Origin of the sequence: Microbacterium halotolerans (assembly GCF_003569805.1) — a bacterium.
Lineage (GTDB): Bacteria > Actinomycetota > Actinomycetes > Actinomycetales > Microbacteriaceae > Microbacterium > Microbacterium halotolerans.
This window is the reverse complement of sequence record NZ_KZ984052.1, coordinates 437,264-457,507: the sequence shown is the minus strand read 5'-3', so window position 1 is coordinate 457,507 and position 20,244 is coordinate 437,264. Positions and strand designations below refer to the sequence as shown.

20 protein-coding genes, 1 tRNA gene, 1 other RNA gene and 1 pseudogene are annotated in these 20,244 nt (G+C 67.5%); 9 read left to right on the top strand and 14 right to left on the bottom strand.

Annotated elements, in window-relative coordinates:
* From DZG09_RS11425 to rnpB, 5 genes are all read left to right on the top strand, one after another.
* Positions 1-1,137 (top strand): SPFH domain-containing protein, encoded by a 1,137-nt coding sequence (locus DZG09_RS11425; RefSeq protein ID WP_119697837.1) that lies wholly within the window; start codon positions 1-3, stop codon positions 1,135-1,137.
* Complete coding sequence (locus DZG09_RS11420) at positions 1,134-1,886, top strand: glycerophosphodiester phosphodiesterase family protein (RefSeq protein WP_119697836.1); 753 nt, start codon at positions 1,134-1,136, stop codon at positions 1,884-1,886. The genes DZG09_RS11425 and DZG09_RS11420 overlap by 4 nt, the downstream gene beginning before the upstream one ends.
* A gap of 109 nt (positions 1,887-1,995) precedes the next feature.
* Entirely contained in the window at positions 1,996-2,370 is a 375-nt protein-coding gene (locus tag DZG09_RS11415; protein ID WP_119697835.1) for an RNA polymerase-binding protein RbpA, read from the top strand.
* A 192-nt stretch (positions 2,371-2,562) separates the two neighbouring features.
* On the top strand, positions 2,563-3,342 hold the full coding sequence (gene ppgK, locus DZG09_RS11410) for a polyphosphate--glucose phosphotransferase (protein ID WP_119698009.1): 780 nt from the start codon (positions 2,563-2,565) through the stop codon (positions 3,340-3,342).
* Between the two features lie 51 nt (positions 3,343-3,393).
* An RNA gene (gene rnpB / locus DZG09_RS11405) (RNase P RNA component class A) lies at positions 3,394-3,752 on the top strand.
* Positions 3,753-3,772: 20 nt separating this feature from the next.
* Here the strand turns inward: rnpB and DZG09_RS11400 are convergent.
* Complete coding sequence (locus DZG09_RS11400; protein WP_240423968.1) at positions 3,773-5,497, bottom strand: bifunctional 3'-5' exonuclease/DNA polymerase; 1,725 nt, start codon at positions 5,495-5,497, stop codon at positions 3,773-3,775.
* 4 nt (positions 5,498-5,501) lie between these two features.
* On the bottom strand, positions 5,502-6,284 hold the full coding sequence (locus DZG09_RS11395) for a zinc ribbon domain-containing protein (protein ID WP_119697833.1): 783 nt from the start codon (positions 6,282-6,284) through the stop codon (positions 5,502-5,504).
* A 237-nt stretch (positions 6,285-6,521) separates the two neighbouring features.
* Here DZG09_RS11395 and DZG09_RS11390 point away from each other — a divergent pair, with 237 nt between their 5' ends.
* Complete coding sequence (locus DZG09_RS11390) at positions 6,522-7,481, top strand: acyltransferase family protein (protein ID WP_119697832.1); 960 nt, start codon at positions 6,522-6,524, stop codon at positions 7,479-7,481.
* A gap of 40 nt (positions 7,482-7,521) precedes the next feature.
* A tRNA-Val gene (locus tag DZG09_RS11385) sits at positions 7,522-7,594 on the top strand.
* Positions 7,595-7,666: 72 nt separating this feature from the next.
* Here the strand turns inward: DZG09_RS11385 and DZG09_RS17100 are convergent.
* The 9 genes and pseudogenes from DZG09_RS17100 to DZG09_RS11345 all read right to left on the bottom strand — a co-directional run.
* Positions 7,667-7,819: pseudogene (locus DZG09_RS17100) on the bottom strand (hypothetical protein); the annotation flags it as partial.
* A gap of 98 nt (positions 7,820-7,917) precedes the next feature.
* Positions 7,918-8,775 (bottom strand): ABC transporter permease subunit, encoded by an 858-nt coding sequence (locus tag DZG09_RS11380; protein WP_119697831.1) that lies wholly within the window; start codon positions 8,773-8,775, stop codon positions 7,918-7,920.
* Positions 8,772-9,710, bottom strand: a complete 939-nt coding sequence (locus tag DZG09_RS11375) for an ABC transporter ATP-binding protein (RefSeq protein ID WP_119697830.1) — start codon at positions 9,708-9,710, stop codon at positions 8,772-8,774. The genes DZG09_RS11380 and DZG09_RS11375 overlap by 4 nt, the downstream gene beginning before the upstream one ends.
* 394 nt (positions 9,711-10,104) lie before the next feature.
* Complete coding sequence (locus DZG09_RS11370; protein ID WP_205529151.1) at positions 10,105-10,977, bottom strand: DUF5808 domain-containing protein; 873 nt, start codon at positions 10,975-10,977, stop codon at positions 10,105-10,107.
* Positions 10,974-11,321 carry a PadR family transcriptional regulator gene (locus tag DZG09_RS11365; RefSeq protein ID WP_119697828.1) on the bottom strand — a complete coding sequence of 116 codons (348 nt, stop codon included), beginning with the start codon at positions 11,319-11,321 and terminating at the stop codon, positions 10,974-10,976. The genes DZG09_RS11370 and DZG09_RS11365 overlap by 4 nt, the downstream gene beginning before the upstream one ends.
* A gap of 251 nt (positions 11,322-11,572) precedes the next feature.
* The gene (locus DZG09_RS11360; protein WP_119697827.1) at positions 11,573-12,550 is read right to left on the bottom strand and encodes an aldo/keto reductase; all 978 of its coding nucleotides are present in this window, start codon (positions 12,548-12,550) and stop codon (positions 11,573-11,575) included.
* 59 nt (positions 12,551-12,609) lie between these two features.
* Positions 12,610-14,121, bottom strand: coding sequence for a tripartite tricarboxylate transporter permease (locus DZG09_RS11355; protein ID WP_119697826.1), 1,512 nt, complete (start codon positions 14,119-14,121; stop codon positions 12,610-12,612).
* A 1-nt stretch (position 14,122) separates the two neighbouring features.
* Positions 14,123-14,710 (bottom strand): tripartite tricarboxylate transporter TctB family protein, encoded by a 588-nt coding sequence (locus tag DZG09_RS11350; RefSeq protein WP_119697825.1) that lies wholly within the window; start codon positions 14,708-14,710, stop codon positions 14,123-14,125.
* The gene (locus tag DZG09_RS11345) at positions 14,707-15,741 is read right to left on the bottom strand and encodes a Bug family tripartite tricarboxylate transporter substrate binding protein (protein ID WP_119697824.1); all 1,035 of its coding nucleotides are present in this window, start codon (positions 15,739-15,741) and stop codon (positions 14,707-14,709) included. Before DZG09_RS11345 ends, DZG09_RS11350 begins: the two co-directional genes overlap by 4 nt.
* Positions 15,742-15,933: 192 nt before the next feature.
* On the opposite strand from DZG09_RS11345, the gene DZG09_RS11340 reads away from it, so the two are divergent.
* Both DZG09_RS11340 and DZG09_RS11335 read left to right on the top strand, forming a co-directional pair.
* Positions 15,934-17,169 (top strand): sensor histidine kinase, encoded by a 1,236-nt coding sequence (locus DZG09_RS11340; protein ID WP_240423966.1) that lies wholly within the window; start codon positions 15,934-15,936, stop codon positions 17,167-17,169.
* Positions 17,166-17,906, top strand: coding sequence for a response regulator (locus tag DZG09_RS11335; protein WP_119697823.1), 741 nt, complete (start codon positions 17,166-17,168; stop codon positions 17,904-17,906). The genes DZG09_RS11340 and DZG09_RS11335 overlap by 4 nt, the downstream gene beginning before the upstream one ends.
* 47 nt (positions 17,907-17,953) lie before the next feature.
* On the opposite strand, the gene DZG09_RS16625 is transcribed toward DZG09_RS11335, so the two are convergent.
* The 3 genes from DZG09_RS16625 to DZG09_RS11320 are packed head-to-tail and all read right to left on the bottom strand — an operon-like array spanning position 17,954 to position 20,116.
* Positions 17,954-18,265 (bottom strand): hypothetical protein, encoded by a 312-nt coding sequence (locus tag DZG09_RS16625; RefSeq protein ID WP_162893291.1) that lies wholly within the window; start codon positions 18,263-18,265, stop codon positions 17,954-17,956.
* A complete protein-coding gene (locus DZG09_RS11325; protein WP_162893290.1) occupies positions 18,190-19,602 on the bottom strand; it encodes a preprotein translocase subunit SecA in 1,413 nt (470 codons plus the stop codon). Before DZG09_RS11325 ends, DZG09_RS16625 begins: the two co-directional genes overlap by 76 nt.
* Before the next feature lie 25 nt (positions 19,603-19,627).
* A complete protein-coding gene (locus tag DZG09_RS11320) occupies positions 19,628-20,116 on the bottom strand; it encodes a DUF6630 family protein (protein WP_119697820.1) in 489 nt (162 codons plus the stop codon).
* Between the last annotated feature and the right edge of the window lie 128 nt (positions 20,117-20,244).

Sequence of the window (20,244 nt, the reverse complement as noted above, 5' to 3'; positions counted from 1 at the left end):
ATGCCGGGAACCATAGTCCTGTGGATCCTCGCGATCGCGATTCTGCTGTTCGTGATCGTGACGCTTGCGAAAGCGATCACGATCGTGCGGCAGAGCGACGCGCTGATCATCGAGCGACTCGGAAAGTACAACCGCACGCTCTACGGAGGCCCGCACGGGATCATCCCGTTCTTCGAGAAGCCCCGACTGCGCGTCGACCTCCGCGAGCAGGTCGTCTCGTTCCCGCCTCAGGGCGTCATCACCGAGGACAACCTGACAGTCGACGTCGACACGGTCGTCTACTTCACGGTCACCGACCCGCGTGCGGCTACCTACGAGATCGCGAACTACCTCGGCGCCGTCGAGCAGCTCACGATCACCACCCTGCGTAACGTGGTCGGCTCGCTCAACCTCGAGCAGGCGCTCGTCTCGCGCGACACGATCAACGCGAAGCTGATGACGGAGCTCGACGAGGCGACGGGCCGATGGGGCATCAAGGTGAACCGCGTGGAGCTGAAGGCGATCGATCCGCCGCCCTCGCTGCAGGACGCCATGGAGAAGCAGATGCGTGCCGAGCGAGACCGTCGCGCCGCGATCCTCACGGCCGAGGGACACAAGCAGTCGCAGATCCTCGTCGCCGAGGGCGCGAGGCAGTCCGAGATCCTCAAGGCCGACGGTGACAAGCAGTCCCAGGTTCTGCGCGCCCAGGGTGAGTCCGAGGCTATCCAGACGGTGTTCCACGCGATCCACGCCGGTGCGCCGGACGACAAGCTTCTCGCGTACCAGTACCTGCAGACGCTGCCGAAGATCGCCGAGGGCGAGTCGAGCAAGATGTGGATCATCCCGAGCGAGATGACCGAGGCGCTGAAGGGGATCGCCGGCGGGTTCGCCGGCGGTGGACAGGCAGGCCCTTCCGGGTCGGCGCCCACTCCCCCGGCCCCTGTTCCGCCGAAGCCGTCCTCGTCGGCCGCAGAAGCTGCCGCCGCAGCGGTCGCAGAGGCCGCGAAGGTGACCGAGGAGGCGGAAGCTGAGGCCACGACCTCATCGGTCGGCGGAGCGCCGGCTCCCGCCACCCGCGCCGAGCAGCGCGCCGCTCCTGCCGAGGGAACGATTCCCCCGGCGCCGCCCGCACCGGGCGGCTACCCGCCGAACGAGTGACGCATCCGTTCTTCGCGCCGACGAGCCCCCGAGTCCTCGCACATCGGGGGCTCGTCGCCGCGGGCGACGAGCATGCACCCAACACGTTCGCGGCCTTCGCCGCCGCACACGCGGCGGGGGTCGAGTACATCGAGAGCGATTGCCACCTCACGGCCGATGGCGAGGTCGTGCTCTTCCACGACGACACACTCGCGTCCGTCACGGGTGACCCGCGCCGAGTCGATCAGGTGACGGCGCACGAGATGGAGCGCCAACTCGCCGACCGCGGCGGCCTGGTCACGCTCGAGCAGGCGTTCGATGCGTTCCCGCGCATGCGGTTCAACATCGACGTCAAGGCGAACGACGCAGCGGGGCCGGCCGGCCGGATCGTCGGTCGGTACGCCGAACGCGCGTTGGTGACGAGCTTCTCCGACGCGCGACGGCTGACGGCGCTGCGTGCGGCGGCGCCCGCGCGCCCTGCCACGTCCGCAGGTCGGGAAACGATCATCCGGCTGGTCCTGGCGGCGGCGATCCGCGCAGACGCGAGGGCCTCGCGCCTGCTCGCGGAGATCGACGCGCTGCAGATACCGGAACGCCAGGGACCGGTGCGTGTGCTGACACGCCGTCTGATCGACTATGCGCACACCGCGGGAACCGAGGTGCACGTGTGGACGGTGAACGACACCGACCGCATGCGCATGCTCGTCGACCGCGGCGTCGACGGCATCGTCACGGATCGTGCCGATGCGACCCTTCGCGCGTTGGGATGATCGCGCGATCTTGCCCTTCCCGGCTGACACGGAGGCGCGCCGGGTGTACCTTCGGATGATCCATTCAGGCGCACGCGCTATAAAGAAAAGCTGACGAGAGGACCACACAATGGCAGACCGTAGCCTTCGTGGCATCCGACTCGGCGCCCAGAGCCTACAGAGCGAAGACGGCGTCGTGTTCATGGAGCGCGCAGAATACACCTACAAATGCACTCAGTGCGGTCGCGACACCGTACTGAACTTCGCCGCCGACGCGGAGCCGCCGGCGGGCTGGGAATGCCGCACCTGCACGGGCGAGGCGCTTCTGCAGACGGAGAAGGGGCAGGCAGAGGTCGACCACTCCGACGACAAGACCCCGCGAACGCACTGGGACATGCTGCTCGAACGCCGCACTCTCCCGGAACTCGAGGAGATCCTCGCGGAGCGCCTCGAGTTCGTCCGCGCCCGCCGTGGTCAGGGCGACAAGGAAGCCAAGAGCGCGTAGCAGGCGATCTCGACAGGGCGTCGGCACACGGATGCGATTCCGGATGTCGGCGCCCTTCGTCGTGCGCGACGCGACCCGAACGCCACCGAAGGGCACGTCCGGCGAGCGCTCCGCTGCGGAACGTCGACACATTCGGACCGATGGCACGGCCGTGGCGCGAGGCACCACGCTGCCCGAAGTAAGCTGATGGTCATGGCAGACAGTGAAAATCGTGCGGTGGGAATCGACGTCGGAGGAACCGGCATGAAGGCCGGAATCGTGGATCTCGACACCGGCGAGCTGGTGACCGACCGCGTGCGTATTCCGACGCCGGACGGCGCGCGCCCGAAGGACGTCCTCGAGACCGCCGGCGAGCTGCTCGCACTTCTCGGGGACGACGCGGACGGCCTGCCGCTCGGCGTGTGCTTTCCGGCGATCGTCAAGGACGGCAAGACGCTGTCGGCCGCCAACATCTCGGACGACTGGATCGATTTCGCCGCGGAGAAGTTCTTCGAGGAGGGTCTGGGGCGCGATATCCACTTCGTCAACGACGCGGACGCGGCGGGCCTCGCAGAGCTGCGCTACGGCGCGGCCAAGGGCGTGCCGGGCCTGACGATCCTCACCACGCTCGGCACCGGCATCGGTTCCGCGTTCCTTTTTGCAGGCAGGCTCGTGCCCAACACCGAGCTGGGCCACCTCCTCTGGGAAGGCGAGTCCATCGAGCGCATCGCCTCGGCATCGGCGCGCGAGCGGCTCGGCCTGAAGTGGAAGGAATGGGCGGATAATCTGCAGCACTTCTACGAGCACATCGAGTTCCTGTTCTCCCCCGACCTGATCCTGGTGGGCGGCGGTGTGTCGAAGAACCCTGAGAAGTTCATGCCGTACCTCTCCACACGGGCCGAGATGCGCATCGCCGAGCACCGCAACAACGCAGGCATCATCGGCGCCGCCAGCCTCGCCCGCACCGACGAGGACCATCTCGCCCGTCTCTGACGCCGCTGGGTCGTTCCGGAGAGCCTGCGGCGGTAGACTCGAAGCAGCGAATGGGTCGGCCGGGCGGTCGCGTCGTGCGATGAGCACGCCGAGGAACGTCCGGGCTCCACAGGGCACGGTGGTGGGTAACGCCCACCCGGAGCAATCCGCGAGACAGTGCAACAGAAAGCAGACCGCCGGCTTCGGCCGGTAAGGGTGAAACGGTGGTGTAAGAGACCACCAGGGGCCGTGGTGACGCGGCCTGCTGGGTAAACCTCACCGGGAGCAAGACCAGACAGGGGATGTTGACGCGGCCCGCCGAGTCCCCGGGTAGGTTGCTGGAGCGGCGCGGCAACGCGTCGCCGAGAGAGATGGCCGCCGACGGAGCGAGAGCTCCCGAACAGAACCCGGCGTACAGGCCGGCCCATTCGCTTCTCTCATCGTCGTCGGGTCAGGGCGCGGCGCTGGGCCCGATACGGATGTCCAGCGGTACGTCGATCGGGAAGTCGCCGAACAGCACGCGGGCGGCGGTGGCCGCGGAGCTCCGGATGGCGTCGGCCGCGGCCTCGGCGTGCTCGGCGGGGGCGTGCACGATCACTTCGTCGTGCAGGAAGAACGCCAGGTGCGCACGGCGGGCGAACACGGGGCCGGATGCCGCTGCCGGCACGCCAGATGGCGGAAAGGCGGCCAGTTTCGAGCGCAGATCGGCCATCCAGGCCAGCGCCCACTCGGCCGCTGTTCCCTGGACGACGAAGTTGCGGGTGAACCGGCCGCGCTCGCGGGCCGCCGTGCCGGCCATCCGTTCGTTTGCAGCCGACTCCCTTGCATCGCGCTGGAGCTCGACCCAGCGCTCGTCGGGCGGCGGCGACATCCGGCCGAGCAGCGTCGCCACGCGCTCGCCCCTCTCCCCCGCTCGCGCCGCGTCGTCGGTCAGGCGGATGGCGCGAGGGAACGCGCGCCGCAGTCGAGGCATCAGCCGTGCTGCGTCGCCCGTCGTCGAGCCGTACAGCGCGCCGAGGACGGCGTACTTCGCCTCGGTCCGCGACGCGGCGATTCCCGTGTCGACGATGCCGTCGTAGAGGTCCCGTCCGCGCGCGGCATCCGCCATGTGCTCGTCGTGCGCCATGGCGGCGAGCACTCGCGGTTCCAGCTGGGCCACGTCGGCGTCGATGATCATCCATCCGGGATCGGCTCGGACGGCGTCGCGGAGACTCTTCGGGATCTGCAGCGCGCCGCCGCCTGACGACGCCCATCTGCCCGTCACGACGCCGCCAGGCACGTACACGGGGCGGAAGCGGCCGTTGCGCACCCACTCGTCGAGCCACGCCCATCCGTTGGCGGTGTACAACCGCATCATCCGCTTGTAGTCGAGCAGAGGCGCGATCGCCGGATGATCGTGATCGGCGATCTCCCATTTGCTGGTCGTGCGCACTTCGACGCCTGCCCTGTGCAGCGCGCGCAGCAGCTTGGGCTGAGAATCGAGCGACGCCGTGGGGTCCCCCAGTGCACGGCGCACCTCGTCCGCCCGCTCGGTGATGCGTCTCGGCACGCCGCCCGCCATCCGCTCCCCCAGTTCCGCCACGAGGAGCTGCTCGTGCCGCGTACGATCCCACGGCAGGCCCGCCGTCGTCATTTCCGCCGCCACGAGGGACCCGGCCGACTCTGCGGCCAGCAGAAGGCGCAACCGGCCCGCGACGCCGGCGGGAGCGGCGCGCAGAACGCCGTCGTGACGAACCAGTTCGGCGAGCGTCTCGTCGACGTGCTGCGGGCGCGACCCGCCATCCGGCGCCAGATCGAACAGCGCAGCCGGCGCGGCGTCCTCGGCCGGTGCATCCCAGGTCGCGCTGTCGGGCAGAGCGCCTTCCCGCGCGCTGCGGAGGATCGTGCGGGAGAGGCGCAGATCGCTGCAGCGCTCGACGCGCACACCCGAGGCGAGCAGCAACGGATACCACACGGCGGACGACGACCACACCCAGCGCACGTGCCGACCACCGTCGCGCGCCTCACGCTCACGGGCCGCGACCCAGGGCGAAAGCTCGGCGTGCGCCAGCGGACGACGGCCGATCTCCACCGGGGCGCCGTTGGTGCGTTGCAGGGCGACAGCGACGACCGCGTCCCGGCCATCGCGGCCGAGTGCGATCAGATCGGCATCGCGCCAAGGAGAATCGATCGGCACGGCGTCACGAGAATGAGACGGTGCCCGTCCCCTGGTCGTGTCCGTCGCCGGCGTCGCCGAGCCCACTCTCTTCCGTGCGCACGAGAATTCCGCCGCACTCCGGGCAGGTGGCGACTTCATCGTCGGCGAGCGCGCGCACGGCGGCGAGGTCGCTCGGCGACAGCGCCATGTGGCATCCGCCGCACACGCCCCGGGCGAGAAGCGAGGCACCTACTCCCCTGGCACGCAGCCGTTCGTACATCGCGAGCAGAGCGTCCGGCACGTTGCCGGCGACGGCGGCCCGGTCACGCGAGGCCTCCTCCATGTCGCGGGCGGCGGAGGTGACGCCCACCTTACCCTCGGCGCTGAGCCGTTGGCCCTCTTCGATCGTCGACCGTACGGTCGCCTCCTGCTCGGCCACGGCCGTCTCGGCCGGCTCGATCCTCTCCATCAGTTCGAGCTGGGCGGTCTCGAGATCATCGAGGCGCCGCGCCAGTGAGGCGAGTTCCTGTTCGAGGGCCTTGATCGTGGCGAGATCCGTGGCCTGCTCGAGGCGCTTCGCATCGCGCTCCCTGCGCGTGGTCGCCAGGTCGACGTCGGAGTCGATCTTGGTGAGCTCGGTCCGCAGGCCGTCGCGCTCACCGACCAGTTCGGCGAGCACCCGGTTCTCGGCCGTGCGCTGCTCCACGAGCTCGCGTACGCGCGCGGCCTGCGGCGGGTTCTCCTTCGTGCGCTTGGCACGGTCGTACCGATCATCGAGCGCGGCGATTTCGAGCAGGAGGCGCTGGTCGGCGGGAGAGGCTTTCATCCTTCCAACCTACGTCAGTGAGCCCGCGTGTGCGGACCGAATGCGCATCCGGTTCTGCCGGGGCGTCAGCTGCACTCGGCAAGGCTTCACGTCGTCGTGTGCGGGCACGGATAGAGTGACGGCGTGTCAGAGTCACAGAACCCCCGATCGCGCGCCGATGCAAGGGCTGCGCGTGCAGTTGCGCCCGTGAGCCGTGCGCACGTCGCCCTCGATCGTTCGAGCAGTCGGCTGGGTTGGATGGACGCTCTGCGGGGACTGTCGATCCTGCTGGTGATCCTTCACCACTCGACACAGATCGTCACGGCATCGTTCGCCGACGACCCCCACCCGCCCGCGGTGCTGGAACCGTTCATCTTCCTGAGCGAGTTCTTCGCGCCGTTCCGGATGCCGATGCTGATGTTCCTGTCGGGACTGCTGATCTCCGGGTCGCTGAAGCGCACAGCCGGGCAGTATGTCTGGGGCAAGCTGCGGCGCATTCTGTGGCCGATCATCGTGTGGACGGTCGTCTTCAATCTCGCACTCATCGCCGGCGGTGGCTCGCTGCCCGGCATGCCATGGGAGTGGGGCTTCTGGAACACATACCTGTGGTTCATGCAGTTCGTGCTGGTGTACTACCTTGTCGCGCTGCTGACCAAATGGGTGCCGGCATGGGCGTTCATCCTGCTGGGCTTCGTCGGTATGTTCCTGCTGCCGGACGACACGCTGATCCAGAGGCTGTTCTACCTGATGCCGTTCTTCTTCCTCGGTGCCTTCATCGAACGGTACTGGGATCGTTTCGTCGCCGCGATCAACGTGCCGGTCGCGATCGCACTGACTGCGATCCCCCTTGCGCTCGGCCTCGCCTCGGCGTTCTGGGTGCCGCTCTGGTACGAGCCGTTCGCCGCGGTGCCAGGCCTGCTCGGCATTCTCGCGCTCGCCCGCGTGGCCGTGTACATCCCGGATGCCGGATGGCTGCGGCCCGTGCGCTTCGTCGGGCAGTACTCGCTGATCTTCTACGTGGTGCACTACCCCGCGTATGCGGCGATCTTCAACGTCGCCGAGCGGGTCGGTGTGACGCACCCCGCCGTGGTGCTGCCGGTGGTGTTCCTGCTGACGGTGGCGGTGTCGACCGGGTTCGCGCTGATCGGCCGCCGCCTGCCTGTCAGCCTGCTGTTCGAACTGCCGCGCCGGATGTGGCCCAAGCGCGCTGCGGCGTGACAGCCGCGTCGGCCGCGTGCCGATAGACTGGTCGGTACCAGGGCCTTTAGCTCAGCTGGTAGAGCGCCACGTTTACACCGTGGATGTCGTCGGTTCGATCCCGGCAGGGCCCACCCGATGATCGAAGCACGAACTTGCGACGTCCGCAGGTTTGACATCCAGTAGTCCTGGGCATGTCGTTCGATGTGCTCGATCGGCATGGCCTGACGGACGCAGCTCGTGCGCTTGGAGTGCCGACCGGCGCAGATGAAGTACGGGTAGACGATGCCCTTGCCGTTCTTCGCGTGAGTGATCATGAGACGGGAGCCGCAGTCGCCCGAACAGACGGAGCCTTTCAGCGGTCCTCTGCGAACGGCGACACCAACGCCGCACTGTCGTTCGTCCCCGCATCCGTCGTCGGCATATCTGCAGGCTTGCCTTTCGCAGTGCTTGCGAGTCAGAGCTTCGTGACGATGTGCTCTCGCTGGAACCTGGCCACGACGAGCACGAACGCGAGCACATCGGCCAAGACGAGCACGGCCGCCGCGATGAGGGCGACGCCGACGTTGAACAGCATGAGACCGGTGGCCTGGCCGACGACGAGGGCGAGGATAGGGAACACGACGAACATCGCGGTGCCCTGCGCGCCCTGCATCGTGGTCGACCGCCCGGACACCGCGACGATCACGCTGGTCGCGAGGAACCCGACGAGGGGCACGAGCAGCATGATGAGCACTGCCCATGTCCAAGTCGGGAAGAAGATCCCGCCCATCATCGGAGCACCGAGCACTCCCACGATCACCGCGTAGATCACGAACGCGATCCAGGTGAGCATTACTGACGGGATCACCGATCCGAGCACTTTGGCGAGTACGAGCTCGCGGTTGGAGAGGGGTGTGTAGAGCAGCCCTTCGATGGTGCGACGCTCCTTCTCGCCGACAAGGCTGGAGGAGGCGGTGATCGACGCGGTCATGACAGGGATCACGAGGAAGAACGGGGCAAGGAAGTACACGATCACCGCATAGACGACGGTCTGGTCTGGCGTGTAGCCGGTCGGAGCGATGCCCGCGGGCAAGTTGTCAAGAAAGCCCTGCAGCCCCGCGATGGTGGAGGTGAGGATCCCGCTGCCGCCGAGCAGGATGATCCCCGTCGGCAGCAGGATCGCGAATACCAACGGCACTGCGACGAGGGAAGCGAGCATCTGCTTGTTGCGCACCACCTCGAGCCAGTCTTTGCGCATCACGGCGGCGACGCGCTGCCAGCCGATCCCACCACGGGTTCCGCGGCGCTGTGAGGTATGGAGCTGGGCAGTCATGCGCTGGCCTCCTTGTTGAGCGTGGTGAAGTAGAAGTCTTCGATCGTGGGATGCTGCGGGGTCACTGCGCGTACCGCGATGTCGGCGCGCACGAGCATCGCAACGACCTCGGAGACGGTGCCGTCATCAACGGTCTGGAACGGGATCTGCGAGGCGGCGGCGCTTTCGTCAACGGTCGCGAGCGAGGCGACGATGCGGCGGGCCGTATCGTGGTCGCCGTCGATGCTCAGGGCGTAGCGATATCCGGGCCATTCCTGCCGCAGGAGCACATCGACTGGTCCGGCGGTGAGCAGCCGCCCCTGCTTGATGATGCCGATGTCGTCGCAGAGCGTTTCGAGGCCGGCGAGCTGGTGTGTCGAGATCACAACAGTGGTGTCAAGGGAGCGGATCATCTGTTTGAGGTAGTCGATGAGCTCGGCGGCGGCCTCGGGGTCAAGGCCAGCGGTCGGCTCGTCGAGAAACAGCAGCTCGGGGTTGTGGATGATGGCGCGCCCGATAGCGAGTTTCTGTCGCATCCCCTTGCTGAACTCGCCTGCGAGGGAGTCCGCGCGATCTGAGAGCCCGAAGATGTCGAGCACGTCATCGACGCGACTATCGAGTGAGTTGCGGTCGATTCCGTAGAGCGAGCCCCAGGTGCGCAGGTTCTCGCGTGCAGAGAGAGTCTCGTAGAGATTCGTGTCGGTTTGGACTCCGATTCTCCGTCGAAGCGCATCTGCGTTCCTTGTGGTGACGGCTTCCCCGAAGAGAGTGACAGTGCCACCGTCAGGGGTGAGGAGCCCGTTGAGGAGTCGAATGGTGGTGGTCTTGCCTGATCCGTTCGGACCGAGCAGCCCGAACGCCTGCCCGCGGGGCACCGAGAACGACAGACCGGAAACAGCTTCGCGGTCGTCGAATCTCTTGGTGAGGTGGTCGGCGGCAACGGTGGGGTGTGTCATCGGAGTTCCTTTCGGCGGAAGATGAGTACGGCGGCTGCGAGCAGCAGCAAGCGGATCAGGCCGGTGCCGATCGGCCACCAGAGAGCGGACTCATTCTGCGGTGCACCGGTGGCGATTGATGATGCGGTCGGGATCAGGCCGAGTTCTGACCAGGAGACCGAACAGAAGGCGCATGTGATGCACTTGATATATGTATTGCATACATCCTTGCATTACATATTAGTGAAGTCAAGCGTGCCTCCCCCTGCTGGGGCGGCGTGGTCGTCAGTCGTGGCGATCCATCGGGCTCGGAGCGCCGGCCCGGCGACAGCGTCTGTCCGGTTGGCTCATAAGACCAAAGCGATCAGCACCAAAGAGCACGAGCCGCACTCGATGAGGGTCCAAGCGATGACTCTCAGCGCTCGCGTTCCGCACGGTCCGAGGTCACCTTGGCGTTGCGCCAGGCGCGGCGCAGACCTGCACGCAGCGGGAGCACGATCACCCCGAGTGATGCCGTGACGCCGAGAATGAGTCCAGTGGGGACGAGCAGCCCCCATCGGCCACGTGGTTGGCGTGCGCTGAGGATTGAAGCCGCGACAACCGAGGCCGAGACGGCAGCCAGGGTTGTTGCGCTTGCGGCGCTCACGAGCCGATCCTCTACTGAAGCCTGCCTGCGTACCGCCCACAGTGCTGGCACGATGCCCAGGGCAAGGCTGCCGAGCATCGAGAGCTTCGAACTTGTGCGATTCTGTCGCCCCAGGATGTCAAAACGAGACGCAACACGGTCCGGCATTCTCTTCCACGTGAGCGCCAGAGCGCCCGCGGCCGCGCCTGCAGTCAGGAGCGGCGCGAGCTGCGCGGCGCGAACTGTGCGTTCAGGCACCTGGTCGAGCACTTCGCTGGTTGCGTCGTCAGGGCGGATGAGCCTGAGTCTCACGGCGAGAGCGCCGAGATTGAGCGTCCATCCGACTCCGAGCAGTCTCGGTACCACGAGGCGCGAGCTCTCCGGATTCCATGTTCGCGAACGGACCTTGGCGCTCACCGGGCCCCGCGTCTCCACGGGGAGCCCCAGCACTCGGAGGTGGGGCTCGTCGGCAGGCACATCGCTCGCAAGCGCGTCGAGAAGCTCACCTGCGTAGTCCTCAGGAGCGCCCAGCGCCTCCACGGGATCCATGTGTGCTTCCAGCAGCTCGCCGAGCTGAGCTTCAAGCCCTTCCAAAGCGAGCAAGCGATCCGTTCTGCTGAGGTTCCCGAGGTGGGCGCCAACTGCACGCAGGTAGGACTTCATGAGACGCGACCACCTTTCCGGAGCAGCTCGCCCATCGCGCTACTCAGCGCATCCCAGGCCGCCGCTCCCTCTTCGAGCGCCGCGCGGCCCTCATCTGTGAGGCTGTAGTACTTTCTTGGAGGGCCGCCGCTCCCAGCCTCAACCCAACGAGTGACTACCTTTTCGGCTTTCTCCAGCCGTGCGAGCAGCGGATAGACCGTACCTGGAGTCGCGGTCAGTGCGGGCTGCGTGCCCAACTGTTCGATGATCTCGATGGAGTAATATTCCTCGCCATCAAGCACCGCAAGGATCGCGAGCTCCAACACTCCCTTGCGGAGTTGTGCAGTCCGATCCCTGGCAGCCATGCAAACAAGCCTTGCAATACAAAGTAGCTGTTGTCAAACAGCCTTCTGAGGAACACCTTCAGTACGACTCGAGTGCGACGTCAGCTGTGGTCGTGCGACGGAGAGCGGTGAGGTGAAAGCACTCGCGGCTTGTCGGGGCTGAATCCCGTTTCGGACGACGCAAGCGTCGACGAAGACACAACTGAACGGCAGCTATCACTCAAGTTCGCGGTCATCTCATCGGCTCTGCTGAGGACATGACGAGTGATCTGCTACCGCCGGGGCGTTGCGAACGTCAGGTACCCCGATCCGGATCCCGGCGGAACGATCTGGTCCAGCGCAGCAAGGTCCTCATCGCTCGGCACCCACTCCACCGAGCGCGCGTTCGCGACGATCTGCTCCCCCCGCGTCGCACCGGCGATGACCGTGTCGACTGTGGCCTGGGCGCGCAGGCCGCCGAGCGCGACGTCGAGCATGCTGATGCCCCGTTCGCGGGCGAACGTGCGGAACCCTTCGACGATGTCCCAATCCGCGCCGTCGAGGCGTGAGGACTCCGTGACGAGCCTGGTTCCCTCGGGAGTTGCCTCGCCGCGCGCGTACTTGCCGGTGAGCAGTCCGTATGCCAGCGGGAAGTACGGCAGCAGGCTCATCCCGTAGTGCTCCAAGGCGGGCACGAGCTCCGACTCCGCGCTGCGGTTGTACAGCGAGTACTCGTTCTGCGAGGTGATGAAGTGCTCAGCGCCGATCGCATCCGACACCGCGGCTGCATCGGCGACCTCCCACGCGGCGAGGTTCGAACATCCGATGTAGCGCACCTTGCCCGCCCTGATGAGATCGGTCAGCGCGACGAGGGTCTCCTCGATCGGCGTGATCCGATCCGGCGTGTGCAGCTGGTAGAGGTCGATGTAGTCCGTCCCGAGACGGGTGAGACTCCCCTCGACTGCGCGAGCGATGTATCCACGGCTGGTGCGGTTCTCTCTGGCGCCTGGGTAGACGCCTGCCATGTCCATGCCGAACTTGGTGGCCACGACGGCTTCGTCCCGGCGGGCGCCGAGTGCGCGCCCCAGCATCGTCTCGGACGCGCCGGCGCCGTACGAGTCCGCCGTGTCGAAGAAGTTCACGCCGTTCTCGAGCGCCGTCGAGACCACCTCCGTGCTCGCATCCTGGTCGATCCTGCGGCCGAATGCATTGCATCCCACTCCGAGTGCCGAGACGACGAGACCGCTGTTCCCCAGTGATGTGTACTGCATGCGTCAACGCTATCGCGGCCGGGCAGCCGAGGACGTGTCCGCCGGCGACACGAGCGCCGTCACAGCTCTGCGCGCGCCCTGCGCCTGGCGAGCACGCGGTTGGTGACGGCGAGGACCAGCACGATGACGAGCACCCCGTACAGCCCCAGGGCGATCGGGCTCTGCACGAGCACCGCGAAGTCGCCGTTGGCGCTCATCGCGGCGTCGCGCAGGCTCGTCTCGGCGAGCGGGCCCAGCACCATGCCGATGATCAGCGGCGCCAGCGGGAAGTCGTGCGCGCGCATGATGAACCCGAGCAACCCGATTCCGAGCACCATCAGCAGATCGAACACCGAACCGGAAGAGGCATAGATTCCCATCGCGCACAGCATCGTGATGCCCGCGTACAGGTAGGGCTTCGGGATCAGCAGCAGCCGCGCCCACAGGGCGGCGAACGGGAGGTTCAGGACGAGCAGCACCACCATCGCGATGAAGAAGCTCGCCAACAGCGACCAGACCAGCTCAGGCGAACGCTCGAACAGCAGCGGGCCCGGCTGCAGCCCGTACTGGCGGAAGGCGGCGAGCATGATCGCGGCGGTCGCGGAGATCGGCAGGCCGAGTGACAGCAGCGCGCCCATAGCCATGCCGGTCGTCGAGTTCCCCGCGGCCTCGGGCGCGGCCAGGCCCCGGATGGCTCCCCTGCCGAACTGCGGCGACTTCCGGCGCGCATCCAGGCGCTTCTCGAGCCCGTAGGCGAGGAACGTAGGGATCTCCGATCCTCCCGCAGGCACGATGCCGAACGGCAGCCCGATCGCTGTGCCACGGGCCCAGGCGGGAGCGGCTTCGCGCATCGCACGTCGCGACAACCAGGGACTTCCCTTGGGGCGGATGAGCTTCATGCCGCCGCCGTGACGGGCGAGCGACGCGACGAAGATCACCTCCCCGAGCGCGAGGATCGCCACGGTGACGGTCACAAGCGAGACGCCGTCGAACAGGTAGGGCGATCCGAGTGTGAATCTCGGAGCACCGGATACGCCGTCGATGCCGATCACGGCGATGCCGAGGCCCAGGAAGAGCGATGCCAGACCTTTCACGGTGTTGTCGGTGACGACGGTGGAGGTGGCGGCGAAGGCGAACACCGCGAGGGCGAAGAACTCGGCCGGCCCGAACTGCGTCGAGAAGTCCGCCAGCACCGGGGCGAGGAACACAACCGCGATGGACGCGACGAAACCGCCGATGAACGCGCCGATCGCCGCCGTGGCCAGCGCCTGCGTCGCTCTGCCGTCGAGAGCCATCTTGTGGCCTTCGAACGTCGAGGCGATGGCGGAGGCCTGACCGGGGGTGTTCATCAGGATGCCCATGGTCGAGTCGCCGAACAGCCCGCCGAAGTACACGCCGGCGAACATGATGAACGCCGCCGTGGGCTCGAGCGCGAACGTGATCGGCAGCAGCAGAGCGACCGCCATGGACGAACCGAGCCCCGGCATCACCCCGACGGCGGTGCCGAGCAGGCATCCGAAGAGCACCCACAGCAGGTTCTGGAGGGTGAGCGCGCCGAGGAATCCCTCGCCGAGCAGCTGCACAGTGTCCATCTCAGAACTCCCAACCGAGGATGCCGGAAGGCAGCGAGAGCCCCAGCAGCATGTCGAAGGCGATGTAGGTGATCGAGCTGGCCGTGAGGCCGACGACCAAGCTGACCAGCCGTCGCCTCTCCCCGAACCCGTGGGCCACGCACCAGAACAGCAGTGCGGCCCCGATGATCCAGCCGAGGATGCCCAGGGTGAGTGCGAACCCGAGGAAGCCCAGCACGACCCACGCGAGCGACGACCAGGAGAGCCTGCCGTCGGCACGATCGTCTGCGAGAGCTCCATCCGGTTCGATGGTGTCCTCGTCCGCCGGAGCCGCGGGCCGGCGGCGCAGGTCGCCCACGACGAGCAGGATGGCGAAGAGGAACAGCCCGGCTGCGATCAGGCCAGGGAAGAACCGTGGGCCGGGGAACGCCGTGCCCTCCGGCACTTCCATCGTGATGATGCCGAATACGAGATAGCAGCCGAAAAGTGCCAGCAGTCCCGGCATCACCAGACTCTTCGCGATCTCGGCGGAGGCGCCCCCGCGGTATCTGCGTCCGAGCGTGGCCGACACGGCCGTCGGGTTGTTCGATGGTCGATCGGAGAACGTCACAGCCCCATCTCCCCGTACAGTCGCTCGATCCGGGTGCGCTCATCGTCGAGGAACGCACCGAGCTCGTCGCCCGTGCGCACCTGCGGGGTCCAGTGGTAGCGATCCACGGCTGCGCTCCATTCGTCGGTTGCGAGCGTGTCTTCGATCAGCGACACCAGACCCGCCGCCTGGTCGTCGGTGATTCCCGGCGGCGCGGAGAGGCTGCGCCAGTTCGACAGTGTGATGTCGTAGCCCTGCTGTCGGGCCGTGGGGATGTCGATGCCGTCGACCGGCTCCGGTGCGACCAGGGCGAGGGCACGCAGCCTGCCGGACTCGATCTGATCGATGTTGTCGGGGTAGCCCCCTGTTGCGGCCCCGGCGGTGCCGTTGAGCAGCGCCTGGATGGCCTCGCCGCCGCCGTCCGAGGAGATGTAGGTCGTCTCGACCGGTTCGATACCCGCTTCGAGGGCGAGGTCCGTGACGACGAGCTGGTCGAACGACCCGCCGCCGGTCCACGGGATCGCCGCAGGGTCCTCCCGCCACGTCCGCACGAGTTCATCGAGCGTCTGGTACGGCGAGTCCGCCGGTACGACGATCACGTCGTACTCCTCGAACAGCACGGCCAGGTTGGTGACGTCGTCGAGCGTCGTCGCGGTGCCGTACTGAATCGTCGCGGCGAGCAGCCCCGTGCCGCCGACGAGCAGGCTGTCCGCCTGTCCCTCGAGGGTCGAGACGTTGCCGAGCCCGATCGTGCCGCCGGCGCCCGGCATGTTCACGACCTGCACGTTGTTCACGAGACCGTTCGCCTTCTGCGCCTGCTGCAGCTCGCGCGCCAGCGTGTCCCAACCGCCTCCCGCCGCTGCGGGCGCGACGATCGTCATCGAGGCGTGGAAATCGTCACCGGATGCCGCGGACGTGATCGACCCGTAGCTCGCGGCGCCGATCGTCGCCGCGGCGACCACGCCGCCGATCGCGCGCAGCACCGTGCGCCGGGTCGTCGACGGTGACCGATCAGGTTCGTCCTCGTGCGGAGGACGCAATGCGTCTGACATGGGCTCACTCCTTCGTGCTGACGTCTTCGTCGTGCACGGCCTGTAGGGGCGGATCTCGGCATCCATCGCCCACTGTGCGGACGGCGTGCAGGACCTAACATGCATTAGGCGCAGCGCCGCGCACAGCCTGTGCGCGGATTGTGCTCATAAGTGCGCACGGCACGTCGTGTGCGGAACGGAAGGACGAACGCTGTGGAGACGTCTTGGCGGTACCGGGTGGCGCGCCTCGCTCTGGTCGTCCTGCCGAGCGTGATCGTGCTGGTCTGCGTCGGCGCGACGACAGCCGTCGCGATGTCGGTGCAGCGCGACAGCATCCGAGAGACGACGGCAGAGCGAGTCTCCGACGTGTCTTCCGAGCTGGCGGAGCTGGATCAGATCGTGCAGGTGCTCGAGAGCGCTGCCGAACGAGAACAGGCAACGGCCGAACTGCAGCCGATCGCGAGCATCGTCGAACGCGCAGCGGGCGTCGACTACGTCGTCGTGATGACGACCGACAGCATCCGGATCACCCATCCGGTGCCGGACGAGCGCGGCAGGCCGGTCTCGACCGACAGCGGCATGGTGCTGTCAGGCGAATCCGTGCTCGAGATGGACACGGGAACCATCGGCCGCACGTTGCGCGCGAAGCATCCGGTGCTGGACGCCGAGGGGAACGTGATCGGCGCGATCTCTGCAGGCATGCTCGAATCCCGGATGGCCGATGACGTCGAGACTGCGCTGTGGCAGCTGCTGCCGTGGGCGGCAGGTGCGCTGGCGGCAGGACTTGTCGCCAGTTCGGCCGTGGCCGCCGCCATCAGGAGTCGGCTCCGCAGACACGACGCGGCGGCGCGCGAGCTGGAGCAGGTCGGCCGCACCGCCGCTGCGCTGCGCGAGCAGGCGCACGAGTTCGACACGCGGCTGCATGTCGTGCGAGGTCTCGTCGCACACGGCGACACCGGCGAGGCCGTCGACTACATCGACAGGTCGACGAGTGTGTCCACGCCGGTGCAGGTTGAAGCTTCTGCAGGTCCTCCGCTGCTGCGCGCGACGATCGAGGCGCTGCGTACGGAGCTCAGCGCGGCCGGCGCAGCGTTGGAGACCGCGATCGACGTCACGGGCGAGGTGGACGACGCCGTGATGCTGGTGCTGGCGAATCTGTGCCGGAACGCCGGCGAGGCCGGTGCCGCGCGGGTGCGGTGCGAGCTGCACGAGCGCGACGGACGCATCAGCGGCGTCGTGGAAGACGATGGACCGGGCATCGGCGCGCTGCAGCGCGTGCGGATGTTCGCGCGGGGATACTCGTCGAAGCCCGACATCACCGGAACGGGGCGCGGGATAGGACTCGACATGGTGCGTCGCACGGTCGCGGCGCGCCGCGGCACCATCGAGGTCTCGACCAGCGGGCTCGGCGGCGCACGATTCGCATTCGAGATGGAGGGCAGCAGGTGAGCGATGCACAGGTGCGCGTGCTCGTCATCGACGACGATGCCGCCGCTCGGGCTCTGCACGCGCGTTTCGTGTCGGAGACACCGGGATTCACCGTGACCGCAGCTGCCGGCACGGGAATGGCCGCGATCGAGCTCGGCTCGCACGGCGGCGTCGATCTGATCCTGCTCGACCTCCGCCTTCCCGACGTCAGCGGCATCGAGGTGCTGCACCGCCTGCGCACGCTCGGCACGCACTCCCCCGACGTGATGATCATCAGCTCGTCCCGCGACCAGGTGACGGTGCGGCAGGCATTGGCGGGGCGGGTTGCCGGCTATCTCGTCAAGCCGTTCACATATGAGGCACTCGCCGAGCGGCTGAGCCGCTACCGTGCACAGCACCGGCCTTCGGATGAGGCGCAGACGCACGCCGAGCGCGAGCAAGAATTGGCGCAGCGAGAGATCGACGAGCTGCTGAGCACGGGGCGCGTGCAGGTGCCATCGCCGACCGCCCGTTCCTCATCCGGTCTCCCGAAGGGCATCGCGGAGGTCACTCTGCGACGAGTGCTGGCGGCCCTCGACCCGGTCACGGCGGCGTCGGCGTCGCAAGTGGCCGAGCACGCGTCGATCTCGAGAGCGAGCGCACGACGGTATCTCGAGCACCTGGTGTCGGAGGGACGTGCAGACATCGCCCATCGCTACGGCAAGCGCGGCAGGCCCGAGGTGCTGTACCGGCTCGCTCCGGATGTCGCTCAGCTGTAGACACGGGCGGTGCGGTCGAGCGATTCGGCGGCTCGACATGGCCGTCGTCACCCAGGTCGGGTGGAGAAACGCTCCCGTGCCAGGCGCTTGAGCCCCTCGGCGGCACGTCCGGCCGGGTCTCCGAAGGGATCGTCACGGATCATGTACGTCCAGGTCGCGGATGGCCGGTGCAGACCGAGCGCTGCGAGCGGGTCGTCGAGTTGCGACGGGCTCAGTTCGGCCAGAGCTCCGGCCACGTCATCATCGACGCGTCCGAAGAAGCCGTCGAACTCGCGGAGGGCGGTCAGGTGGAACTCGTCGACGGGGTTCTGGCCTGCAAGAGCCCGCAGATGGATGCTGTCACGCAGTTCGGCGAGCATCGCGAGATGCTCGCACCAACGGCGATCCAGAACGTACAGAGTGATCTGCCGAGCCGCGGAGCCGAGGGCGCCGTCGTCGGCGCATCGTTCGAGTGACGCGAACGACCCGTGGTCGGGAGGCGGTAGAACTCCAGCAATTCCTCGGCGACCGATCGAACCGTTCCGCTCATTCCGCTCCGGTGCGGGTAGAGCGACAGCAGATCCTGGATGGTGATGCTGTCCAGCACCTCCCCCGGCGGAGTCACGGTGAGTCCCTCTTTGACTTCGACGGCCGCGTGCAGCCCGTCCGGCCAGCGCTGCTGTCGTGCGATCCGCCCGCGCGCGGTGTTGATCAGTCCGATCTGTCCGTCTGTGACGACATAGTCGACGTCGCGCTGCACGAGCACCAGCGCGTGCAGCGCGAGATTGATACGGGTGAGTGCCTCAGCATGCTCCGGTTCGAACAGGTTGATGCCGCCCAGCGCGCGTTCGACAGCGTCGAAGCCGGCATCGGTGAGCGATGCCGTGGCATGGTCGGAGTCAACGGTGAAGTCGCGACCAGCCATGAGTCTGTGCACGAGTCGAGTCGCCTCGACCAAGTCGTGGGCGGCGTCAGGCGCCTCGCCTGCCAGCACGAGCGGGATCATGGCGTCGTCGATCATGACGGCGTCGGCCTCGTCGACGATCGCAGCGTCGAAACGAGGAAGCACACGATCAGCGTCGCTCGTCGCCAGCCGGTCACGCAGCACGTCGTAGCCGACCTCACTGGCCGACACGTATACGATCTGCGTCTGGTACGCCTTCCTGCGTTCGTCGGTCGACGCGGACTGGGCCACGTGTCCAGATGACAGCCCGAGGGCGGCGTGCACCGGTCGCATCCATTCCGCATCTCGTTCAGCGAGGTAGTCGTTCACCGTGAGCACGTGCACGCGGTGGCCCGACATCGCCAACGTCGCTGCCGCAATGGCACCGGCGAGTGTCTTTCCCTCGCCCGTGTCCATCTCCACGGCGAGGCCGACGTGGAGAGCAGCAGCGGCGACGAGCTGTTCCTGGAACGGGTCATGCCCGAGACCTCTGGACGCCGCCTCTGCGGCGAGAGCAAGCAGCCACTCCGGCGCATCGTCCGGTGAGCCGCGGAGGTCATCGTCTCGCAGCACCGCGGCATCACCGGCCTGCCGGGAAGCTCGAATCGCGATGTCTTCGAACGGCCGGACGGAACGGTGCCCCGGCAGCGCAAGCCTCCGCCTCGCCCATGCCGGCAGCAGACGGCGGAGGTCGACGGCCGAGACGTCCGCCCGTCGCTCGGGCATCATCCTGCGCACCTCATGGCCCGAGTCTGCCACCGGGGCGGCTGCCACGCCTCCGCCGTGCGACGGATGTCGCTCAGCTGTAGACGCGGGCGGTGCGGTCGAGGCGGTCCGCAACCAGCAGGATCTCCTCGACGTTCGCGACGGGAACGACGACCAGCGGCACGTCCTCCGTGCCCTCGTCGAGGTACACGACGCGGAGACCGTGCGGTGCGAGCAGACGATCGGCGACGACGATGGCGGCGACGAGCGAGTCCTCGACATCCGAGACCTCATCGAGCTCCGCGCCGGCGGCGACGATCCGCGGGAGCGCGGCGAGTGCGTCGGCCAGCTCCTCCCCTGCGTCGTCTCCCTCCAGATACGCGAGCGCACCTGCGTCGTCGAGCGCGTCGATCATGGCGAGCCACGGATCGATCTGCGACGCCTTGGTCACACCCAGCTCCCCCAGCATGTCGCCATGGGCCGCGAGGAACGCCTCAGGATCTCCTGCCGCGAGCTCCACGGCCTCGAGCAGCTCCTGGTCGTCATCGAGCAGCTGACACAGCCGCGTCCAATCCGCTTTCATCGGCGCCATCGTACCCGGAGCCTGTGACCGATGCGCAACGCATCCGGTCGCCGATCCGGCCGAGGCTTCGTCGGCCGCATCGGATCGGGTTTGTCGGGTTCAACCAGCACTTCCGGATGGAGATAGGC